The 16,486-nt window shown below is 72.1% G+C and carries 11 protein-coding genes and 1 pseudogene; 10 read left to right on the plus strand and 2 right to left on the minus strand.

What is annotated here, in order from left to right; genetic code table 11:
* Positions 1–105: 105 nt before the first annotated feature.
* The 3 genes from ACZ4YL_RS11230 to ACZ4YL_RS11240 are packed head-to-tail and all read left to right on the plus strand — an operon-like array spanning position 106 to position 6,057.
* Positions 106–912, plus strand: coding sequence for a hypothetical protein (locus ACZ4YL_RS11230; RefSeq protein ID WP_468115558.1), 807 nt, complete (start codon positions 106–108; stop codon positions 910–912).
* Positions 909–3,167, plus strand: coding sequence for an NHLP family bacteriocin export ABC transporter peptidase/permease/ATPase subunit (locus tag ACZ4YL_RS11235; RefSeq protein WP_468115560.1), 2,259 nt, complete (start codon positions 909–911; stop codon positions 3,165–3,167). Before ACZ4YL_RS11230 ends, ACZ4YL_RS11235 begins: the two co-directional genes overlap by 4 nt.
* A gap of 1 nt (position 3,168) precedes the next feature.
* A complete protein-coding gene (locus ACZ4YL_RS11240) occupies positions 3,169–6,057 on the plus strand; it encodes an NHLP bacteriocin export ABC transporter permease/ATPase subunit (RefSeq protein ID WP_468115562.1) in 2,889 nt (962 codons plus the stop codon).
* Positions 6,058–6,111: 54 nt separating this feature from the next.
* On the opposite strand, the gene ACZ4YL_RS11245 is transcribed toward ACZ4YL_RS11240, so the two are convergent.
* The gene (locus ACZ4YL_RS11245; protein ID WP_468115564.1) at positions 6,112–6,852 is read right to left on the minus strand and encodes a hypothetical protein; all 741 of its coding nucleotides are present in this window, start codon (positions 6,850–6,852) and stop codon (positions 6,112–6,114) included.
* 230 nt (positions 6,853–7,082) lie between these two features.
* Here ACZ4YL_RS11245 and ACZ4YL_RS11250 point away from each other — a divergent pair, with 230 nt between their 5' ends.
* The 7 genes and pseudogenes from ACZ4YL_RS11250 to ACZ4YL_RS11280 form a co-directional block, all read left to right on the plus strand.
* On the plus strand, positions 7,083–7,892 hold the full coding sequence (locus ACZ4YL_RS11250) for a M15 family metallopeptidase (protein WP_468115640.1): 810 nt from the start codon (positions 7,083–7,085) through the stop codon (positions 7,890–7,892).
* Between the two features lie 152 nt (positions 7,893–8,044).
* A complete protein-coding gene (locus tag ACZ4YL_RS11255; RefSeq protein WP_468115642.1) occupies positions 8,045–8,959 on the plus strand; it encodes a cyclase family protein in 915 nt (304 codons plus the stop codon).
* Between the two features lie 157 nt (positions 8,960–9,116).
* Positions 9,117–10,697, plus strand: coding sequence for a GMC oxidoreductase (locus ACZ4YL_RS11260; protein WP_468115566.1), 1,581 nt, complete (start codon positions 9,117–9,119; stop codon positions 10,695–10,697).
* 227 nt (positions 10,698–10,924) lie between these two features.
* Entirely contained in the window at positions 10,925–11,719 is a 795-nt protein-coding gene (locus tag ACZ4YL_RS11265) for an SDR family oxidoreductase (RefSeq protein WP_468115644.1), read from the plus strand.
* 32 nt (positions 11,720–11,751) lie between these two features.
* Positions 11,752–13,242 (plus strand): cytochrome ubiquinol oxidase subunit I, encoded by a 1,491-nt coding sequence (locus ACZ4YL_RS11270; RefSeq protein ID WP_468115568.1) that lies wholly within the window; start codon positions 11,752–11,754, stop codon positions 13,240–13,242.
* Entirely contained in the window at positions 13,239–14,285 is a 1,047-nt protein-coding gene (locus ACZ4YL_RS11275) for a cytochrome d ubiquinol oxidase subunit II (RefSeq protein WP_468115570.1), read from the plus strand. The genes ACZ4YL_RS11270 and ACZ4YL_RS11275 overlap by 4 nt, the downstream gene beginning before the upstream one ends.
* 27 nt (positions 14,286–14,312) lie before the next feature.
* A pseudogene (locus ACZ4YL_RS11280) lies at positions 14,313–14,624 on the plus strand (CatB-related O-acetyltransferase); the annotation flags it as partial.
* A gap of 14 nt (positions 14,625–14,638) precedes the next feature.
* Here the strand turns inward: ACZ4YL_RS11280 and ACZ4YL_RS11285 are convergent.
* Positions 14,639–16,480 carry a glycoside hydrolase family 15 protein gene (locus ACZ4YL_RS11285; protein ID WP_468115572.1) on the minus strand — a complete coding sequence of 614 codons (1,842 nt, stop codon included), beginning with the start codon at positions 16,478–16,480 and terminating at the stop codon, positions 14,639–14,641.
* Positions 16,481–16,486: the final 6 nt, after the last annotated feature.

The following is a 16,486-nucleotide window of genomic DNA, read 5'->3' on the forward strand; positions in this document are numbered from 1 at the left end:
ACCCGTGAACCCCGGATCATCCCCCACGGCTCCGGGGTTCACGGCCGCCCGTATGTCCGCCCGTATGTCCGCTCGACGATACGAATGCAGCCGAAGGAACAGTTCGTGCAGTTTCGCCAAAAGGCTCTTTCCAAGCTGCAATCGCCCGAGGAATTGGACCTGCCCGTTCGCTTTGCCCGCCCGCAGGGGCGACTGGTCCTGGCCGTCACCGTCGCCGTCATGGCGGCCGCGACCTACTGGGCCTTCACCGGCACCGTGTCGTCCAAGCTGAGCGCACCGGGCATCCTCACCCGGGCCGAGGGCAGTTACGTGCTGCAGACTCCGGTCGCGGGACAGGTGACCGGGGTCCTCGCCGAGGAGGGCCAGCTGCTGGCCGCCGGTGCGCCCCTGCTCAACGTGCGTACGGAGCAGGGGGAACGGCCCGTGCGCGTGGTGACCGGCGGCCGGTTGACGACCCTGGTGGCCAAGGTGGGTTCGGTCGTCGCCACGGGTGCGGACGTGGCCACCGTCGAACGTGCGAAGGATCCCGAGGACCCTCTGGTGGCCGTGCTGTACGTGCCGGGCGGCAGCGGTTCGGCGATCACCGTGGGCGCCCCGGTCGACCTGAGCGTCCAGTCCGTCCCGCAGCAGCGGTTCGGCATGCTGCGCGGGCGCGTCACGGCGGTCGGCCGCGCACCCCAGACGCGGGCGCAGATCGGCGGCTTCCTCGGCGACAGCGGGCTCGCCGAACAGTTCTCCCGCCACGGCAGCCCGGTGGCCGTGGTCGTACGGCTCGAACGCTCCTCCTCCACTCCATCCGGCTACCGGTGGTCCTCCGCGGACGGGCCCCCGTACGCCGTCGATTCGAGGACACCGGTCACCGGCGCCGTCCACCTCGCCGCGCAGCGCCCGGTCGACTGGCTGCTGCCGTGACCGCGCCGCACCTGCCTCCCGCCGGGCGCCGGCGCCACCGCCCCGGGCCGAAGGGCGGCTCCCGCCGCAGGACCGCGCCCGCACCCGTACCGAGGGGCAGGACGCCCCGCCCCGTACGCACCCCCACCGTGCTGCAGATGGAGGCGGTGGAGTGCGGCGCCGCCGCCCTGGCCATGGTGCTCGGCCACCACGGCCGCTTCGTCCCGCTCGAAGAACTGCGCATCGCGTGCGGTGTCTCCCGCGACGGCTCCCGCGCCAGCAGCCTCCTCAAGGCCGCCCGTGGGTACGGGCTGACGGCCAAGGGCATGCAGATGGACCTGGCCGCGCTCGCCGAAGTGAGCGCCCCGGCCGTCCTCTTCTGGGAGTTCAACCACTACGTCGTCTACGAGGGCACGGTCCGGCGGCCCGGCCGCACGGGCGTGTACGTCAACGACCCCGCCAAGGGCCGCCGGTTCGTCCCCATGGACGAGTTCGACACCAGCTTCACCGGGGTCGTCCTCACCTTCGAGCCGGGCGACGGGTTCCGCCGCGGTGGCCGCGGACCGGGCGTCCTGGGGGCCGTACCGGCCCGCCTGCGGGGCACCTCGGGCACCATGGCCGCCGCCGTGCTCGCCAGCCTCCTCCTGGTCGCCGTCGGCGCGGCGGTGCCGGCCCTCAGCCGCACGTACATCGACATGTTCCTCATCGGCGAGCAGACGTCCCTGCTCGGTGTGCTGTTCGCCTCGATGGCCGTCACCCTCGTCCTCACCGCGACCCTCACCGCGCTGCTCCAGGCCAACCTGCTGCGCGGGCGCATCATCTCCTCGACCCTGAGCAGTGCCCGCTTCTTCCGGCACCTGCTCAGGCTTCCGGTCACCTTCTACTCCCAGCGCAACCCGGCCGACCTGGTCCAGCGCCTGCAGTCGAACGACGCGGTCGCCGAGACCCTCGCCCGGGACCTGTCCGCCGCGGGGGTGGACGCCGTGGTGGTCGTGCTCTACGCGGTGCTGCTGTGGACGTACGATCCGCAGCTCACCCTCGTCGGCGTGGCCGTGGCGCTGCTCAACGTGGTCGCCCTGCGGATCGCGATCCGGCTGAGGGCCACCGGCACCCGGAAGCTGCGCGCCGAGAGCGCCCGGCTGACCAACACCGCGTACAGCGGTCTGCAGCTCATCGAGACGATGAAGGCGACGGGCGGCGAGAACGGCTTCTTCCGCCGCTGGGCCGGACAGCACGCCGTCACCCTCGACGTGCAGCAGCGGCTCGGCGTGCCCGGCGCGTGGCTGGCGATCGTCGCGCCCACGCTCGCGGCGTTCAACAGTGCGCTGATCCTGACGATCGGCGGCCTGCGGGCGGTGGAGGGCCACCTCACGGTGGGCCTGCTCGTCGCCTTCCAGGCCCTGGTGACCAGCTTCACCGCGCCGATCTCCCGGCTGGGCGGCGTCGCCGGCCGGATCCAGGACTTCGCGGCCGACGTCGCCCGCCTGGGCGACGTCGAGAACTTTCCGGTCGACCGGGTCTACTCGCGGCGCGAGCCCGCGGCCTCCACCCGACGCCTCAAGGGCCATGTGGAGCTGGACCGCATCACCTTCGGCTACAACCCGCTGGACGCCCCGCTGCTCAAGGACTTCTCGCTGACGGTCGGACCGGGGCAGCAGGTCGCGCTCGTCGGGGCCTCCGGCAGCGGCAAGTCCACCGTCTCCCGGCTGGTCTCCGGCTTGCACGCCCCCTGGGCCGGGGCCGTCCGCATCGACGGGATGCGGCTGGAGGACATCCCGCGCGGTGCGCTGGCCGCTTCCGTCTCCTTCGTCGACCAGGACGTCTTCCTCTTCGAAGGGACCGTCCGCGACAACGTCACGCTGTGGGACCCCTCCATCGCGGACGAGGCCGTCGTCGCCGCGCTCCAGGACGCCGCCGTGCACGACGTGGTGGCCCGCCGCCCAGGTGGCATCCACAGCCGCGTCGAGCAGGACGGCCGCAACTTCTCGGGCGGCCAGCGCCAGCGCCTGGAGATCGCACGGGCGCTGGTGCGCCGCCCCAGCGTCATGGTGCTCGACGAAGTGACCAGCGCCCTGGACGCGGTGACCGAGCAGATCATCATCGACAACCTGCGCCGCCGTGGCTGTGCCTGTGTGGTCATCGCCCACCGGCTGAGCACGGTGCGCGACAGCGACGAGATCGTCGTGCTCGACCGGGGCACGGTCGTGGAACGCGGGCGCCACGAACACCTGGTCGGCGCGCAGGGCCCGTACTCCGCACTGGTCAAGGAGCACTGAGGTGACGTACACGGACCATGCCACCGCTGCTGCCGCCACCGGGACGCCCTCCGGAGCTCCGGATCCGGTCGTCGCGGCCCTGGGCGCGCTGGGCTCGCCGGTGGACTGCACGGGCCTGCGCAGCCTGTCCCTGGAAGGTCCGCTCGTCCTGTGGCTGGTCGTCGAGGGCGAGCTGGACCTGTTCGCGGTGGACGCCGTGCAGGGCGGGCACTGGCACTTCCTGGGCCGGCTGGAGCCGGGCACGCTGTTGCTCGGGCCCGCCGAGGGCCCCGACCACACCCTGGTCGGCCGGCCCCTGCCCGGATGCCGGCTGCGGCGTATCGGACTGCGGGAGCTGTACCGCTCGGAGTACGCGCCGTTCCCGCCGGACCCGCAGTACCTCCAGTACGCCGGTGAGGGGCCGTACGGCGCCGCTGCCGCAGGAGCGCCGAGCCCGCTGGAGGACGCCTTCGCGCGCGGCATCGGCCGCGGTCTGCGCGTGCTCTGCGAGGCACCGCTGGACGGCACCGCCACCACCGGGCACGGTGGAGCGGACGACGACATTTTGTGGATGCGGATCGACCCCGGCAGTGTGCGGTACGGCGCCGTGTACGAGACGGAGCCGGTCGGCACCCTCCTCGTCGACGCCGCGACGTGGCAGGGCATGGTCGACCAGCAGTACCGGCTGCTGTACGCCCTGGACGGCTGGATCGAACAGCTGGAGCGCGCCCATGAGGACCGCACGGCCGCCGGGATCCAGGCAGGCCGGGCAGCCCGTACCCAGGCGGACCGGACGCTGCTGGCGTCCATCGTCCGCGCCGACGGCCGCGATCGCCACCGGGGCGCGGACGTGGACGCGGCCTTCGCGGCGTGCCGCGTCGTCGCCGGCGCGGCCGGCATCGCCCTGTCCGCACCGGGCGGGGCGGGCACCACGTCCGAGCAGCTGGATCCCGTCGAACGCATCGCGCTCGCCTCGCGGATCCGCACCCGCGTGGTCGGTCTCGGCGGGCGCTGGTGGCGGGAGAACAGCGGGCCGTTGGTGGGCCGGCGCGAGAAGGACGGCACGCCGGTCGCCCTGCTGTGGCGGCGCGGTGGCTACGAGGCGGTCGAACCCGCCACCGGCAAGCGCGAGCGCGTCAGGAGAGCCAACCAGGCCGCCTTCGAACCGCGCGCCGTCATGCTGTACCGCCCCCTGCCCGAGGGGCGGGTGGGCCTGCCCGCACTGCTCCGCTTCAGCGTGCGCGGCATCCTCCCCGAGCTCCGCAGCCTGATGCTGGGCGGGCTGGTCGCGGTGGTACTGGGGGCGTTGGTGCCGGTCGCCACCGGCCAGGTCCTCGGCCGGTACGTCCCGCAGGGCGAGACCGGCCTCATCGTGCAGACCGGGCTGGCGCTGGTCGCGACCGCCGTGGTCGCGGCCGTCTTCATGCTGCTGCAGAACACCTCCCTCCTGCGCGTGGAGGGCCGCATCGAGGCCACCGTGCAGCCGGCCGTGTGGGACCGGCTGCTGCGGCTGCCGGCGACGTTCTTCGCCGGTCGCTCCACGGGCGAGCTGGCCGGCGCGGCGATGGGCATCAGCGCGATGCGCCGCGTGCTGTCCGGCATCGGCCCGGTCTGCGTACAGGCGGGCGCGGTCGGCGTGGTGAGCTTCGTACTGCTGCTCGTCCACAGCGTGCCGCTGGCGATGGCGGCGCTGGGCATGCTGGCCGTCATCGCGGTGATCTTCCTGGGCCTGGGGCTGTGGCAGCTGCGGTACGAGCGCCGGCTGAACACGCTCGGCCACCGGCTGGCCAACCAGGCCTTCCAGACCCTGCGGGGCCTGCCCAAGCTCCGCGTCGCCGCGGCCGAGAGCTTCGCGTACGCCGCCTGGGCACGGGAGTTCGCCCGTACCCGCGACCTGCAGCAGCGCATCGGCCGGACCCAGAACGTCAGCACGGTCCTCGGCGCCGTCTACCTGCCGCTGTGCACGCTGGTGATGTTCGTGCTGCTGGCCGGTCCGGCACGCGGCGCCATGTCCGCCAGTGAGTTCCTCACCTTCAGCACCGCGCTGACGATGCTCCTGTCGTCGGTCACACAGGTGACCGGGGCGCTCGTCTCGGCCGCCGCAGTCCTGCCGATGTTCGAGCAGATCAGGCCGCTCCTGCGGGAAACCCCCGAGGTGGACCGCTCCAGTACCCGCCCGGGAGAGCTGACCGGTGCCGTCGAGGCCAGGAACCTGTCCTACCGATACGCCGACGACGGCCCGCTCGTCCTCGACGACGTCAGCCTCCGGATCGGACCGGGCGAGTTCGTCGCGGTCGTCGGGGCCAGTGGCTGCGGCAAGTCGACGCTGCTGCGGCTGCTCATCGGCTTCGACAGGCCCGTCTCGGGCAGTGTGCTCTACGACGGTCAGGACCTGGCGGCGCTCGACCGGGCGGCCGTACGCCGCCAGTGCGGCGTCGTGCTGCAGCACGCCCAGCCACTCACCGGCTCGATCCTCGACTGCATCCGCGGCACCGGGACGTTCTCGCCGGAGGAGGCGTGGGAGGCCGCCGCGATGGCGGGCCTGGCGGCGGACATCGAGGCCATGCCGATGGGCATGCACACCATCCTGTCCGACGGCGGCGGGACCGTCTCGGGCGGTCAGCGCCAGCGGCTGATGATCGCCCAGGCCCTCATCCGCAAGCCGCGCATCCTGTTCCTCGACGAGGCCACCAGCGCGCTGGACAACGAGGCCCAGCGTGTGGTCACCGAATCCACGCGCGCCCTGCGGGCCACCCGCCTCGTGATCGCCCACCGGCTCTCCACCGTCATGGACGCCGACCGCGTGATCGTCATGGCGGACGGCCGGATCGTCCAGCAGGGCCCGCCCGCCGAACTGCTCGCCGACACGGCCGGCCTCTTCCACGGCCTGGTCCGCCGGCAACTGCGCTGACCCGCGCATCACCCCGGAACGCTCCCGAGGCGGGCGCTGGTGCCTTCCGGTCCGCTACTGGAGCTCGGACAGGTCGACCGAGTCGGCCGGAGCCGGGGGCCGGGGCGTGACGGGCTTGTCGAAGTCGGAGAAGGAGGCGTCCACGCGCCGGCCGGACTCATCGGTGCCCCGCACCTGCAGGAGGTACGGTTCGTCCTCGGTGGAGACCTGGTACGTGCCCGTCCGGCCGTCGCGCCTGCTGGTGACCGTGATGGCGGGTTGGCCGTCGATGGTGGTCCGGGAGCCCTTGACCAGCTGTTCGCTCGGCGGCTTCGAGGAGAACTCCTCCTTGAAGAAGTCCAGATCGCAGACCTGGGCGAAATCGCTCAGCATGGCGCTGTCCGTAGTGCCGTGCAGGTAGCGGCCGTTGATGAGCGCGATCGCGTCGTCGGCCGCGGGACCCGGGACCTGGGCTCTGAGCAGGGCGTCGTCGAGTTTCATCCAGACGTCGTCGCCGCGTTTGACGATGTCGGCCGTGCCGGTGCCGCCGGGGGGTGTGACGGTGCCGACGCAGTCGCCCTGCTCGTCGAACCGCAGGTCGAGCGTGGTGGTGCCCGCGGTGTCGGTCACCTTGCCCACCATGTGCAGGGAGGTGACCTTGGACATGGCCTCGCGCGAGGCCTGTGCGATGGCCTGGGCGCTCTCGTCGGCGATGCCGTTGTCATCGGCGACGGCCGTGCCCCCGCCCGCGAAGACCAGCAGGCAAGCGGCTCCGGCGGTCGCGCAGCGGGCCGCGACCGCCCTGGGTGCGGACATCGGGCATCACCTTCCTCGGGCCGCATCCGGTACGGCGGAAGGCATCACCGCTCCTCCGGCGCAACCGGTCACCTGATCAGCGTAGGTCCGCCGCGCGGTGGACGCAGTCCGGGTGGGTTCGGCCGGATCCGGACGGGACGGACCCGGCGTCGGGCAGCATGGTGCCCGATCACGTCCCCGCAGCACCGCCGACGGAGGGTTGGATGACCATTTCCACGTTATTGGCGCCGATGAGGGCACGCCTCGCCGTGACCGTGACGGCCGCAGCCGCCGCTCTCACGATGGCCGGGGCCGCCACCGCCGGGGCGAGCGCACCGCCGCCCGAGGCGAAGGCTCCGCGCGCGTTCGTGGCACTGAGCTCGGTCGACCCGACGATCCTGCAGGACATGCGGTACGTGCGTGCGCACAACTTCGTCGGCGAGCCGGTCGACGGCTACCGGCAGCCCGTCTGCATCCTGACCCGCCCGGCCGCCGAAGCCCTGCACCGGGCCCAGGTGAGCCTGCTGCGCCAGGGCTACTCGCTCAAGGTGTACGACTGCTACCGGCCGCAGCGGGCCGTCGACCACTTCGTACGGTGGGCCGAGGACCTCGGCGACGAGCGGCGGAAGGCGGAGTTCTATCCGCGTGTCGACAAGTCCCGGCTGTTCGAGGACGGCTACATCGCGAAGAAGTCGGGACACAGCCGCGGCAGCACCATGGACGTGACGCTGGTGCGCCTGCCGGTGCTGCCGGCGCCCCGACCGCGGCCGGGGCAGGAGTCGGTGCCCTGCTACGCGCCCCGGGCGGAGCGGTATCCGGACGACTCCGTGGACATGGGAACGGGCTTCGACTGCTTCGACACGCTGTCGCACACCGACGACCCGCGCGTCCAGGGGGCACAGCGCGCGAACCGGGACCTGCTGAGGTCGGCGCTGACGGCGGAGGGATTCGTCAACCTGCCGGAGGAGTGGTGGCACTTCACGCACAAGCCGGAGCTGTTCCCCGACACGTACTTCGACTTCCCCGTCGCGCACCGGTCGGTCGCCGGACACCGCTCCTGAGGAGGCCGGGCGCCGCGGCCGGGAGGGCGCCGCGGCCGCCGGGATGCACGGGACGCTGTGGCGGCGGACAGTGGAGGCGGGGCCTTCGGCAGACCGGGAGGACCCGCGTGACGGACGACGACCCGACACCCGACCGGGCGGTTCCGCCTTTCATGTCGGAGGCGGCCTTCCGCTCCCTCCACGCCGAGCTGGGCCGGCGGGCACCCGCCGGCCCGGAGCACCGGCGCGGCACCCTCGCCCACCTGACCCCGGAGCGCGTGGCCTCGGCTGCAGCCGAGGTGCGCCTCGGGCGCACCGTGTCGCTGGCCGCCCCCATCGAGACACAGCCGGGGCCGGACGATCCGCAGCCCGCCGTCTACCGCCTGACGGCGCCGACCGCGCCGGAGACCGGAACCCCGGGGGTGCATTTCGCCCTGGACCGGTTCGCCATGAACGTGCACGGGGACGCCCACAGCCATCTCGACGCCCTGTGTCACGTCGTGTTCGACGGCGAGCTCCACGGCGGCCTCCCGGAGAGCCGTCTGGCGGCGGGCGGCGCGCGCGGGATCACCCTCGACCTGGTGCGCGACGGGATCGTCGGCCCCGGGGTCCTGCTGGACGTCCCGCGGCTGCGCGGGGTCCCCTGGCTGGAGCCCGGAGACTTCGTGACCGCCGACGACCTCACGGCGGCCGAGGAGGCCCAGGGCGTCCGGACCGGTCCGGGCGACCTGCTGCTCGTACGGGTCGGACACCGCCGCCGGCGCCGGGAGACCGGCGCCTGGGACGCGGCGCACGCCCGGGCGGGCCTGCATCCGGCGTGCATGGGGCTGCTGGCCGAGCGGCAGGTCGCCGTGCTCGGCTCGGACGGCAACAACGACACGGCCCCGAGCCCGGTGCCCGGCGTCTCCTTCCCCGTGCACGTCCTGGCTCTGCACGCCCTGGGCATGCACCTGCTGGATTACCTGGACCTGGACGAACTGGCCGACGCGTGCGCGGGGCTCGGGCGCTGGCGGTTCCTGTGCACAGTGGCGCCGCTGCGGCTGCCGGGGGCCACCGGGTCCCCGGTGAACCCGATCGCCGTCCTGTGACACGCGCCGTCGGTGACCGCGGGCACCGCCCCCGGCATTCCCGGCCCCGCGCATCCCCGGGTGCCGCACCGGCTGGGGGCGTATACGTTCGAAGGGGGGCCCTGCCGCGACAGGCCCGTCGGGCCGGCGGCACCCCAAGCCGAGGACGGTGATCCGGTTGAACGACGCTCCGCACTACGACGTCATCGTCATCGGAACGGGGGCCGGCGGCGGCACGCTCGCCCACCGGCTCGCCCCGTCCGGGAAGCGGGTGCTGATCCTCGAACGCGGTGGCTACCTCCCCCGCGAACGCGACAACTGGGATTCCACGGCGGTGTTCGTCAAGGGGAAGTACCGCGCGCCCGAGTTCTGGTTCGACCGGCACGGCCGCGAGTTCCCTCCCGAGGTCAACTACTACGTCGGCGGCAACACCAAGTTCTACGGCGCGGCGCTGTTCCGGCTGCGCCCGGAGGACTTCGGGGAGCTGCGCCACCACGACGGGATCTCGCCCGCCTGGCCGCTCCGTTACGAGGACCTGGAGCCGTACTACACCCAGGCGGAACACCTCTACCGGGTGCACGGCCGGCACGGCGAGGACCCCACGGAGGGTCCGGCGAGTGCCCAGTACGCCCACCCGCCGGTGGAACACGAGCCGCGGATCCAGCAGTTGAGCGACGACCTGGAGAAGCAGGGCCTGCACCCCTTCCACCTGCCCATCGGGGTCGACCTGGACCAGGACGCGACCGGCCGGGCGACCCCGTCCAGCGTCTGCATCCGCTGCAACCGGGTCGACGGCTTCCCGTGCCTGGTCCGCGGCAAGTCCGACGCCCAGGTGATCTGCGTGGAGCCCGCGCTGCAGCACCCGGGCGTCGAGCTGGTCACCCACGCGCACGTACTGCGGCTGGAGACCGATCCGACGGGACGTACGGTCAGCTCGGTCGTCGCCCGCCTCGCCGGCGGCGAGGAGGCCCGGTTCTCCGCCGACCTGGTGGTCGTGGCCTGCGGCGCGGTCAATTCGGCGGCTCTGCTGCTCGCTTCGGCGAACGACCGGCATCCGCAGGGCCTCGCGAACGGTTCGGACGTGGTCGGGCGGTTCTACATGCGCCACAACAACCTGGCCCTGATGGCCATCTCCCGGGAGCCGAACGACACGCAGTTCCAGAAGACCCTCGCCCTGCACGACTGGTACCTGGGCGCGGACGACTGGGACTACCCCCTCGGCGGGATCCAGATGCTCGGCAAGTCGGACGCCGAGCAGATCCACGGCGAGGCCCCGCGCTGGGCCGGCGCGGTGACCCCGAACATGCCGTTCGAGGTCATGGCCCACCACGCGGTGGACTTCTGGCTGTGCGGGGAGGACCTGCCGCTGCCCGACAACCGCGTCACCCTGGACGGCGACGGCCGCATCCACCTCGCGCTCGACGAGACCCACAACACGGACGGGCTGAAGCGGCTGCGGCACAAGCTCCAGAGCATGCTGGGACACCTGGGCATGCACGAGCACCACCTGCTGGACCACAGCCTCTACCTGCACAAGGGCATGCCGATCGGTGCGACCGCGCACCAGGCCGGCACCGTACGGTTCGGCACCGACCCGGCCTCGTCTGCCCTGGACCTCAACTGCAAGGCGCACGAGCTGGACAACCTGTACGTGGTCGACACGAGCTTCTTCCCGAGCATCGGCGCGGTCAACCCGTCGCTGACGGCCATCGCGAACGCCCTGCGGGTCGGCGACCACCTCCTGGAACGGATGGGCTGACCCGGGGCGGGGACACCGCGGCCAGGGACACCGCCGACCGGGCGAAGATCCTGCACCAGGTGGCGCAACACGGAACGCGGCGGGCCGTCGCGCCCCGGATGCGGTGATTGGGTGACGCCGGACCCGCCGGGGTGCCGTCACCCCGACGGCACGGGGCGGCGGTGCGAAGGAGGCAGTCCGTCGTGAGTTCGACCGAGGGCGTACCCCGGGGCGTGATCCCCGCGCACTTGCTCCGGGGCCAGAAGGCACTGGTGACAGGTGCGAACTCCGGAATCGGCAAGGCCACGGCGATCGGCATGGGCCGGGCCGGGGCGGACGTGGTGGTGAACTACGTGGCCGGACGGGAGGAGGCCGAGAAGGTCGTCGCGGAGATCGCCTCCTTCGGGGTGCGCGCGGCGGCGTACGAGGCGGACGTGTCCGACGAGGGCCAGGTCGTGGCCATGATGGACCGCATGGTCGAGGAGTTCGGGACCATCGACATCCTCGTCGCCAACGCGGGCCTCCAGCGGGACTCCGCCTTCACCGAGATGACGCTCGCCCAGTGGCAGAAGGTCATCGACGTCAACCTGACGGGACAGTTCCTGTGCGCCCGCGAGGCGACGAAGGAGTTCCTGCGGCGGGGGGTCGTCCCGGAGGTCTCCAGCTCCGCAGGCAAGATCATCTGCATGAGCTCGGTGCACCAGATCATCCCCTGGGCCGGGCACGTGAACTACGCCTCTTCCAAGGGCGGCGTGCAGATGATGATGGAGACCCTGGCCCAGGAACTCGCCCCGCAGAAGATCCGCGTCAACGCGATCGCCCCCGGCGCGATCCGGACGCCCATCAACCGCAGTGCCTGGGACACCGAGCAGGCCGAGCAGGACCTGCTCAAGCTGATCCCGTACGGCCGGGTCGGCGACCCGGAGGACATCGCCCACGCGGCCGTCGGCCTCGCCTCCGACCTCATGGACTACGTCGTGGGCGCCACGCTCTACGTGGACGGAGGAATGACCCTCTTCCCGGGCTTCGCCACCGGCGGCTGACCTCCATCCGCTTCGGCCCCGGGGAGGGACGCATGCACACCACGCTCCACCTGCTGGCGGAGGTACCGCCGCCGCAGATGCTGCCGGCCCGCTCGCTCATGGCGTTCACCCTGGCCTCGCACATCATCCTGGTGCCGATGGGCGTGGCGCTGCCGCTGATCACCCTGATCATGCACGGCTACGGGCTGCGGCGCGGCGACGCGACCGCCCTCCTGCTGGCGCGCCGCTGGTCGGCGGTCATGGCGGTGCAGTTCGCCATCGGCGTCGTCACGGGCACCGTCCTGTCCTTCGAGTTCGGCCTGCTGTGGCCGGGGCTGATGGGCCGGTGGGGCGATGTGTTCGGGATCGGCTTCGGCGTCGAGGCATGGGCCTTCTTCCTGGAGGCCGTCCTCATCGCGATCTACCTCTACGGGTGGCGCCGGCTTCCCGCCCGTACCCACTTCCTCCTCGGACTGCCCCTGCCGGCGACGGCCCTGCTGGGCGCCTTCGGCATCCTGGCGGCCAACTCCTGGATGAACACCCCGCAGGGCTTCTCCCTCGACTCCGAGGGCAATCCCGTCGACGTGGACGTCCGCAAGGCGATCTTCACGCCGATGTTCGGGCCGCAGTACTGGCACTTCGTCGTGGCGATGCTGGTCACCGCAGGGTTCGTGGTGGCCGGTGTCTACGCCACCGGCTGGCTGCGCGGTCGCCGCGACCGCTACCACCGCCTCGGCTTCACCGTTCCGTTCACGGTCGCGGCCGTGTTCACTCCCGTCCAGTTCATGCTGGGCGACGCCATCGCCCGGGCGGTGTTCCAGAAGCAGCCGGTGAAGTTCGCGGCGATGGAGATCGTCTGGAACACCGACACGCACGTCCCGGAGTACCTCTTCGGCCGCCTCCACCCCGACGGGACCGTCACCGGCGGCATCAAGATCCCCCAACTCGACTCCATCCTGGCCGGCTTCAGCCCCGACACCGAGGTGCACGGACTGTCGACCGTACCGGCGGCGGACCGGCCCACCGTCACCCAGGCCACCCTCGTCCACTGGACCTTCGACATCATGGTGGGCATCGGCTCGGTGCTCCTGCTGCTCGTCATCTGGTACGCGATCGTCTGGTGGCGGCGCCGCCGGCTGCCCGCGTCGCCGTGGTTCTACCGCAGCGCCGCCTGCGCCGGTGTGGCGAGCGTCATCGCCGTCGAGTGCGGCTGGATCACCACCGAGGTGGGCCGCCAGCCGTGGATCGTCTACGAGAACATGCGGGTCGCCGAAGCGGTGACCGGGGCCCGCTCCGGGTCCTTGTGGACCATGTTCGCCGTGGTCGTCGTCGTGTACGTCCTCATCTTCGGGTCCTTCCTGGCCGTGCTCTTGAAGATGCGCACCCGATGGCGCCAGGACGACGAACGAAGCCTTGAGGCGGGCACGATGGCGACACCGGAGACCGACACCCCCTACGGCCCCCGCTCCGCCGTCCCGGCCGGTGACGCCCCCGCTCCGGGCGACGGCACCGGCGCGGCACCGGCCGAGGACGGCAGGCCGTGACCGCCGCCGGTGTGGTCGCCGCCGTCCTGCTCCTCGCGGTGGCCGCCTACACCTGCGCCGGCGGGACCGACTACGGGGCGGGCTTCTGGGACCTGACGGCGGGCGGCGCGGAACGCGGGAAGCGCCCCCGGTGGCTCATCGACCACGCCATGGCCCCCGTGTGGGAGGTCAACAACGTCTGGCTCATCTTCGTCCTGGTCATCATGTGGACCGGGTTCCCGGTGTTCTTCCAGACCGTGTTCTCCTCGATGTGGCTGCCCCTGGCCCTCGCCGTCATCGGCATCGTGCTGCGAGGCGCCGGCTTCGCGCTGCGCAAGCCGACCCGCAGGATCGCCGGACGGCGCGTCTACGGCGCCGTGTTCGCGGTCTCCTCGCTCCTCACCCCGTTCTTCCTCGGTGCCGCCGCGGGCGGGATCGCCTCGGGGCGCGTGGGACCGGGCACCGAGCCGACGGCGCACGCCTGGTCCAACCCGACCTCCGTCTTCTTCGGCCTGCTGGCCGTCGTCGGCACGGCGCTGCTCGGGGCGGTGTTCCTGGCCGCGGACGCCGTCCGCTACGAAGCCCCCGATCTGCACGCCTACTTCCGGCGGCGGGCGCTGGCCGCCCTCGGCGCCTTCGCCGTGCTGGGGGCGGTCACGCTGATCGTCGCCCACGAGGACGCCCCCCACCTGTGGCACGGCCTCACCCACGGCGCCGGGCTCGTCCTCGTCATCGTGGCCGTACTGGCCACCCTCGTCACGGCATGGCTGCTGCTGCGCACGTCCGGGGCGTGGTCCCGGCCGGCGGCCGTCGTCCTCATGGCCTCGGCCGTGCTCGCGTGGGGCGTGGCGCAGCGCCCGTACCTCATCCCCGGCCGGCTGACGGTGGCCGAGGCGGCGGGGGCGCCCAGCACCCTGCACTGGCTGATCATCGTGACCGTCGTCGCCGCGATCCTGGTCTTCCCCGCCGTGGCCTTTCTGTACCGGCTCGACACCCGCGGCGCGCTGGAACCCCTCGGCGACGCGGACCTGCGACGGGGCGGCGGCCCGGAACCCGAGGCCTGACGGAGCCCGTCGGCGATCGCCGGCCACCGGACCCGGGGGGACACCGTCGTCGGCAACGACGTCTGGTTCGGCTACGGCACGACGGTCATGCCCGGGGTGCGCATCGGGCACGGCGCCGTCATCGCCTCCGGTGCCGTCGTGGTCGACGACGTCCCCGGCTACGGCATCGTCGGCGGCAACCCGGCCCGGCTCATCCGCACCCGCCACACCGACGCCGACATCGCCCGCCTGCTCTCGATCGCCTGGTGGGACTGGCCGGCGGCCCACCTCACCGAACACATCCGGACCGTCGTGTCGGGCACCGTCGACGACCTCGAAAGGGCCGCACCCCGAGCGTGAGCCGGCCGGATCTGCTACGGCGCGGAGCCCCGGTTCAGGGCCGCGTCCAGGGTGATCGCCGCGTCGATCAGGGCGAGGTGGGTGAACGCCTGCGGGAAGTTGCCCAGCTGGCGTCCGGTCAGGTCGATCTCCTCGCTGTACAGGCCCAGGTGGTTGGCGTAGCCCAGCATCTTCTCCAGGACGAGCCGGGCCTGGTCGATCCGTCCGGCCCGGGCGAGTGCGTCGACGTACATGAAGGTGCACAGGGAGAAGGTGCCCTCGGAGCCGCGCAGGCCGTCCGGCGACGCCTCGGGGTTGTAGCGGTACACCAGGCTGTCGCTGACCAGTTCCTGTTCCATCGCGTCGAGGGTGGAGGCCCACATCGGGTCCTGGGGGGTGAGGAAGCCGACGGTGGGCATGCGCAGGAGCGAGGAGTCCAGGACCCCGCTGCCGTAGTGCTGGACGAACGCGCCGCGCTCCTCGCTCCACCCGCGGTCCATGACCTGTTCGAAGATCCGGTCCCGGGTGGCGCTCCAGTGCAGTACCGGTGCGGGGCGGCCGCTGAATACGGAGTGCCGCAGCGCACGGTCGAACGCCACCCAGGACATCACGCGGCCGTAGGTGAAGTCCTGGGCCCCGCCACGGGTCTCCCACAGCCCTTCGTCGGCCGAGTCCCAGTGGTCCGCCAGCCACTCCAGCACGCGGATCAGGCCGGTCCATCCCCGGTACCCGAGGTGGATGCCGTGCCTCTGCGCGAACGAGATGCTGTCCATCGCCTCGCCGTAGATGTCCATCTGGAGCTGGGTGGCCGCTCCGTTGCCGATGCGGACGGGCGACGAGCGTTCGTAGCCCTCCCAGTGGTCCAGGGTCTCCTCCTTCAGGTCGGAGGAGCCGTCGACCGCGTACATGATGTTCAGCGGCCCGGTGTCCCCCTCGCCGCCCGCCCGTTCCGCGATCCGGTCGCCGAGCCATCCGATGAACGCCTTCGCCTCCTCCGTGAACCCCATGCCGAGCAGGGCGTACACGGAGAACGAGGCGTCCCGGATCCATGTGTAGCGGTAGTCCCAGTTGCGCTCGCCGCCGAGCTGCTCGGGCAGCCCGGTGGTGGGGGCGGCGATCACGGCGCCGGTGGGGGCGTAGGTCATCAGCTTCAGGGTCACGGCGGAGCGCTCCACCGCCTCGCGCCAGCGGCCGGTGTAGCGGGAGGTGCTCAGCCACTTCCGCCAGTAGCCGATGGTGGCCTGGAAGATCTCCTCGTACTCGGTGAGGCGGATCTGCCGGGGCGGCCCGTCGGCGGCGGACTCCAGCATCAGCCCGCGCTGCTGTCCCGCCTGCAGGTTCAGGGTGAGACGCAGGTCGTGGTCACCGGTGAGGAGGTGGCCCAGCCGCTCGTCGTCCGGTTCCCGGATGGCGTGCACGGTCAGGGTCGTGCCGTCGGCGGTGAACACCGCCCCGTTCTCGGTGATGTGCAGCTCGTGCGACTTGCGCCCGTAGTCGAAGCGGGGAGCGATGTCGACGTCGAAGGTCATGCTGCCGCGCACGCAGCGGACCATGCGGACCAGCCGGTGCCGGGCCGTGACCGTGGTGCCGGTCAGGGGCATGAAGTCGACCACCTCGCCGGCGCCGGCCTCGGTCATGAAGCGGGTCACCAGGACCGCGGTGTCGGGCAGGTACAACTGCTTCGTCGCGTACGTCGTGTGGGCCGGGCGGACCGTGCAGTGGCCGCCCTTGCCCTTGTCCAGCAGCGCTCCGAACACGCTGGGCGAATCGAAACGCGGGCAGCAGAACCAGTCGACCACTCCGTCGGAGGTCACCAGCGCCGCGGTCTGCAGATCGCCTATCAGGCCGTGGTTCTCGATCAGCGGGTACTCGTCCATCAGGGC

This window comes from Streptomyces sp. NPDC030021 (assembly GCF_055574035.1).

Excerpts from the sequence above, each read along its gene's own strand:
- ACZ4YL_RS11250 (WP_468115640.1), top strand. The coding sequence starts at position 7,083 with ATGAGGGCACGCCTCGCCGTGACCGTGACGGCCGCAGCCGCCGCTCTC.
- ACZ4YL_RS11270 (WP_468115568.1), top strand. The coding sequence starts at position 11,752 with ATGCACACCACGCTCCACCTGCTGGCGGAGGTACCGCCGCCGCAGATG.
- ACZ4YL_RS11245 (WP_468115564.1), bottom strand. The coding sequence starts at position 6,852 with ATGTCCGCACCCAGGGCGGTCGCGGCCCGCTGCGCGACCGCCGGAGCC.
- ACZ4YL_RS11285 (WP_468115572.1), bottom strand. The coding sequence starts at position 16,480 with ATGGACGAGTACCCGCTGATCGAGAACCACGGCCTGATAGGCGATCTG.
- ACZ4YL_RS11255 (WP_468115642.1), top strand. The coding sequence starts at position 8,045 with ATGTCGGAGGCGGCCTTCCGCTCCCTCCACGCCGAGCTGGGCCGGCGG.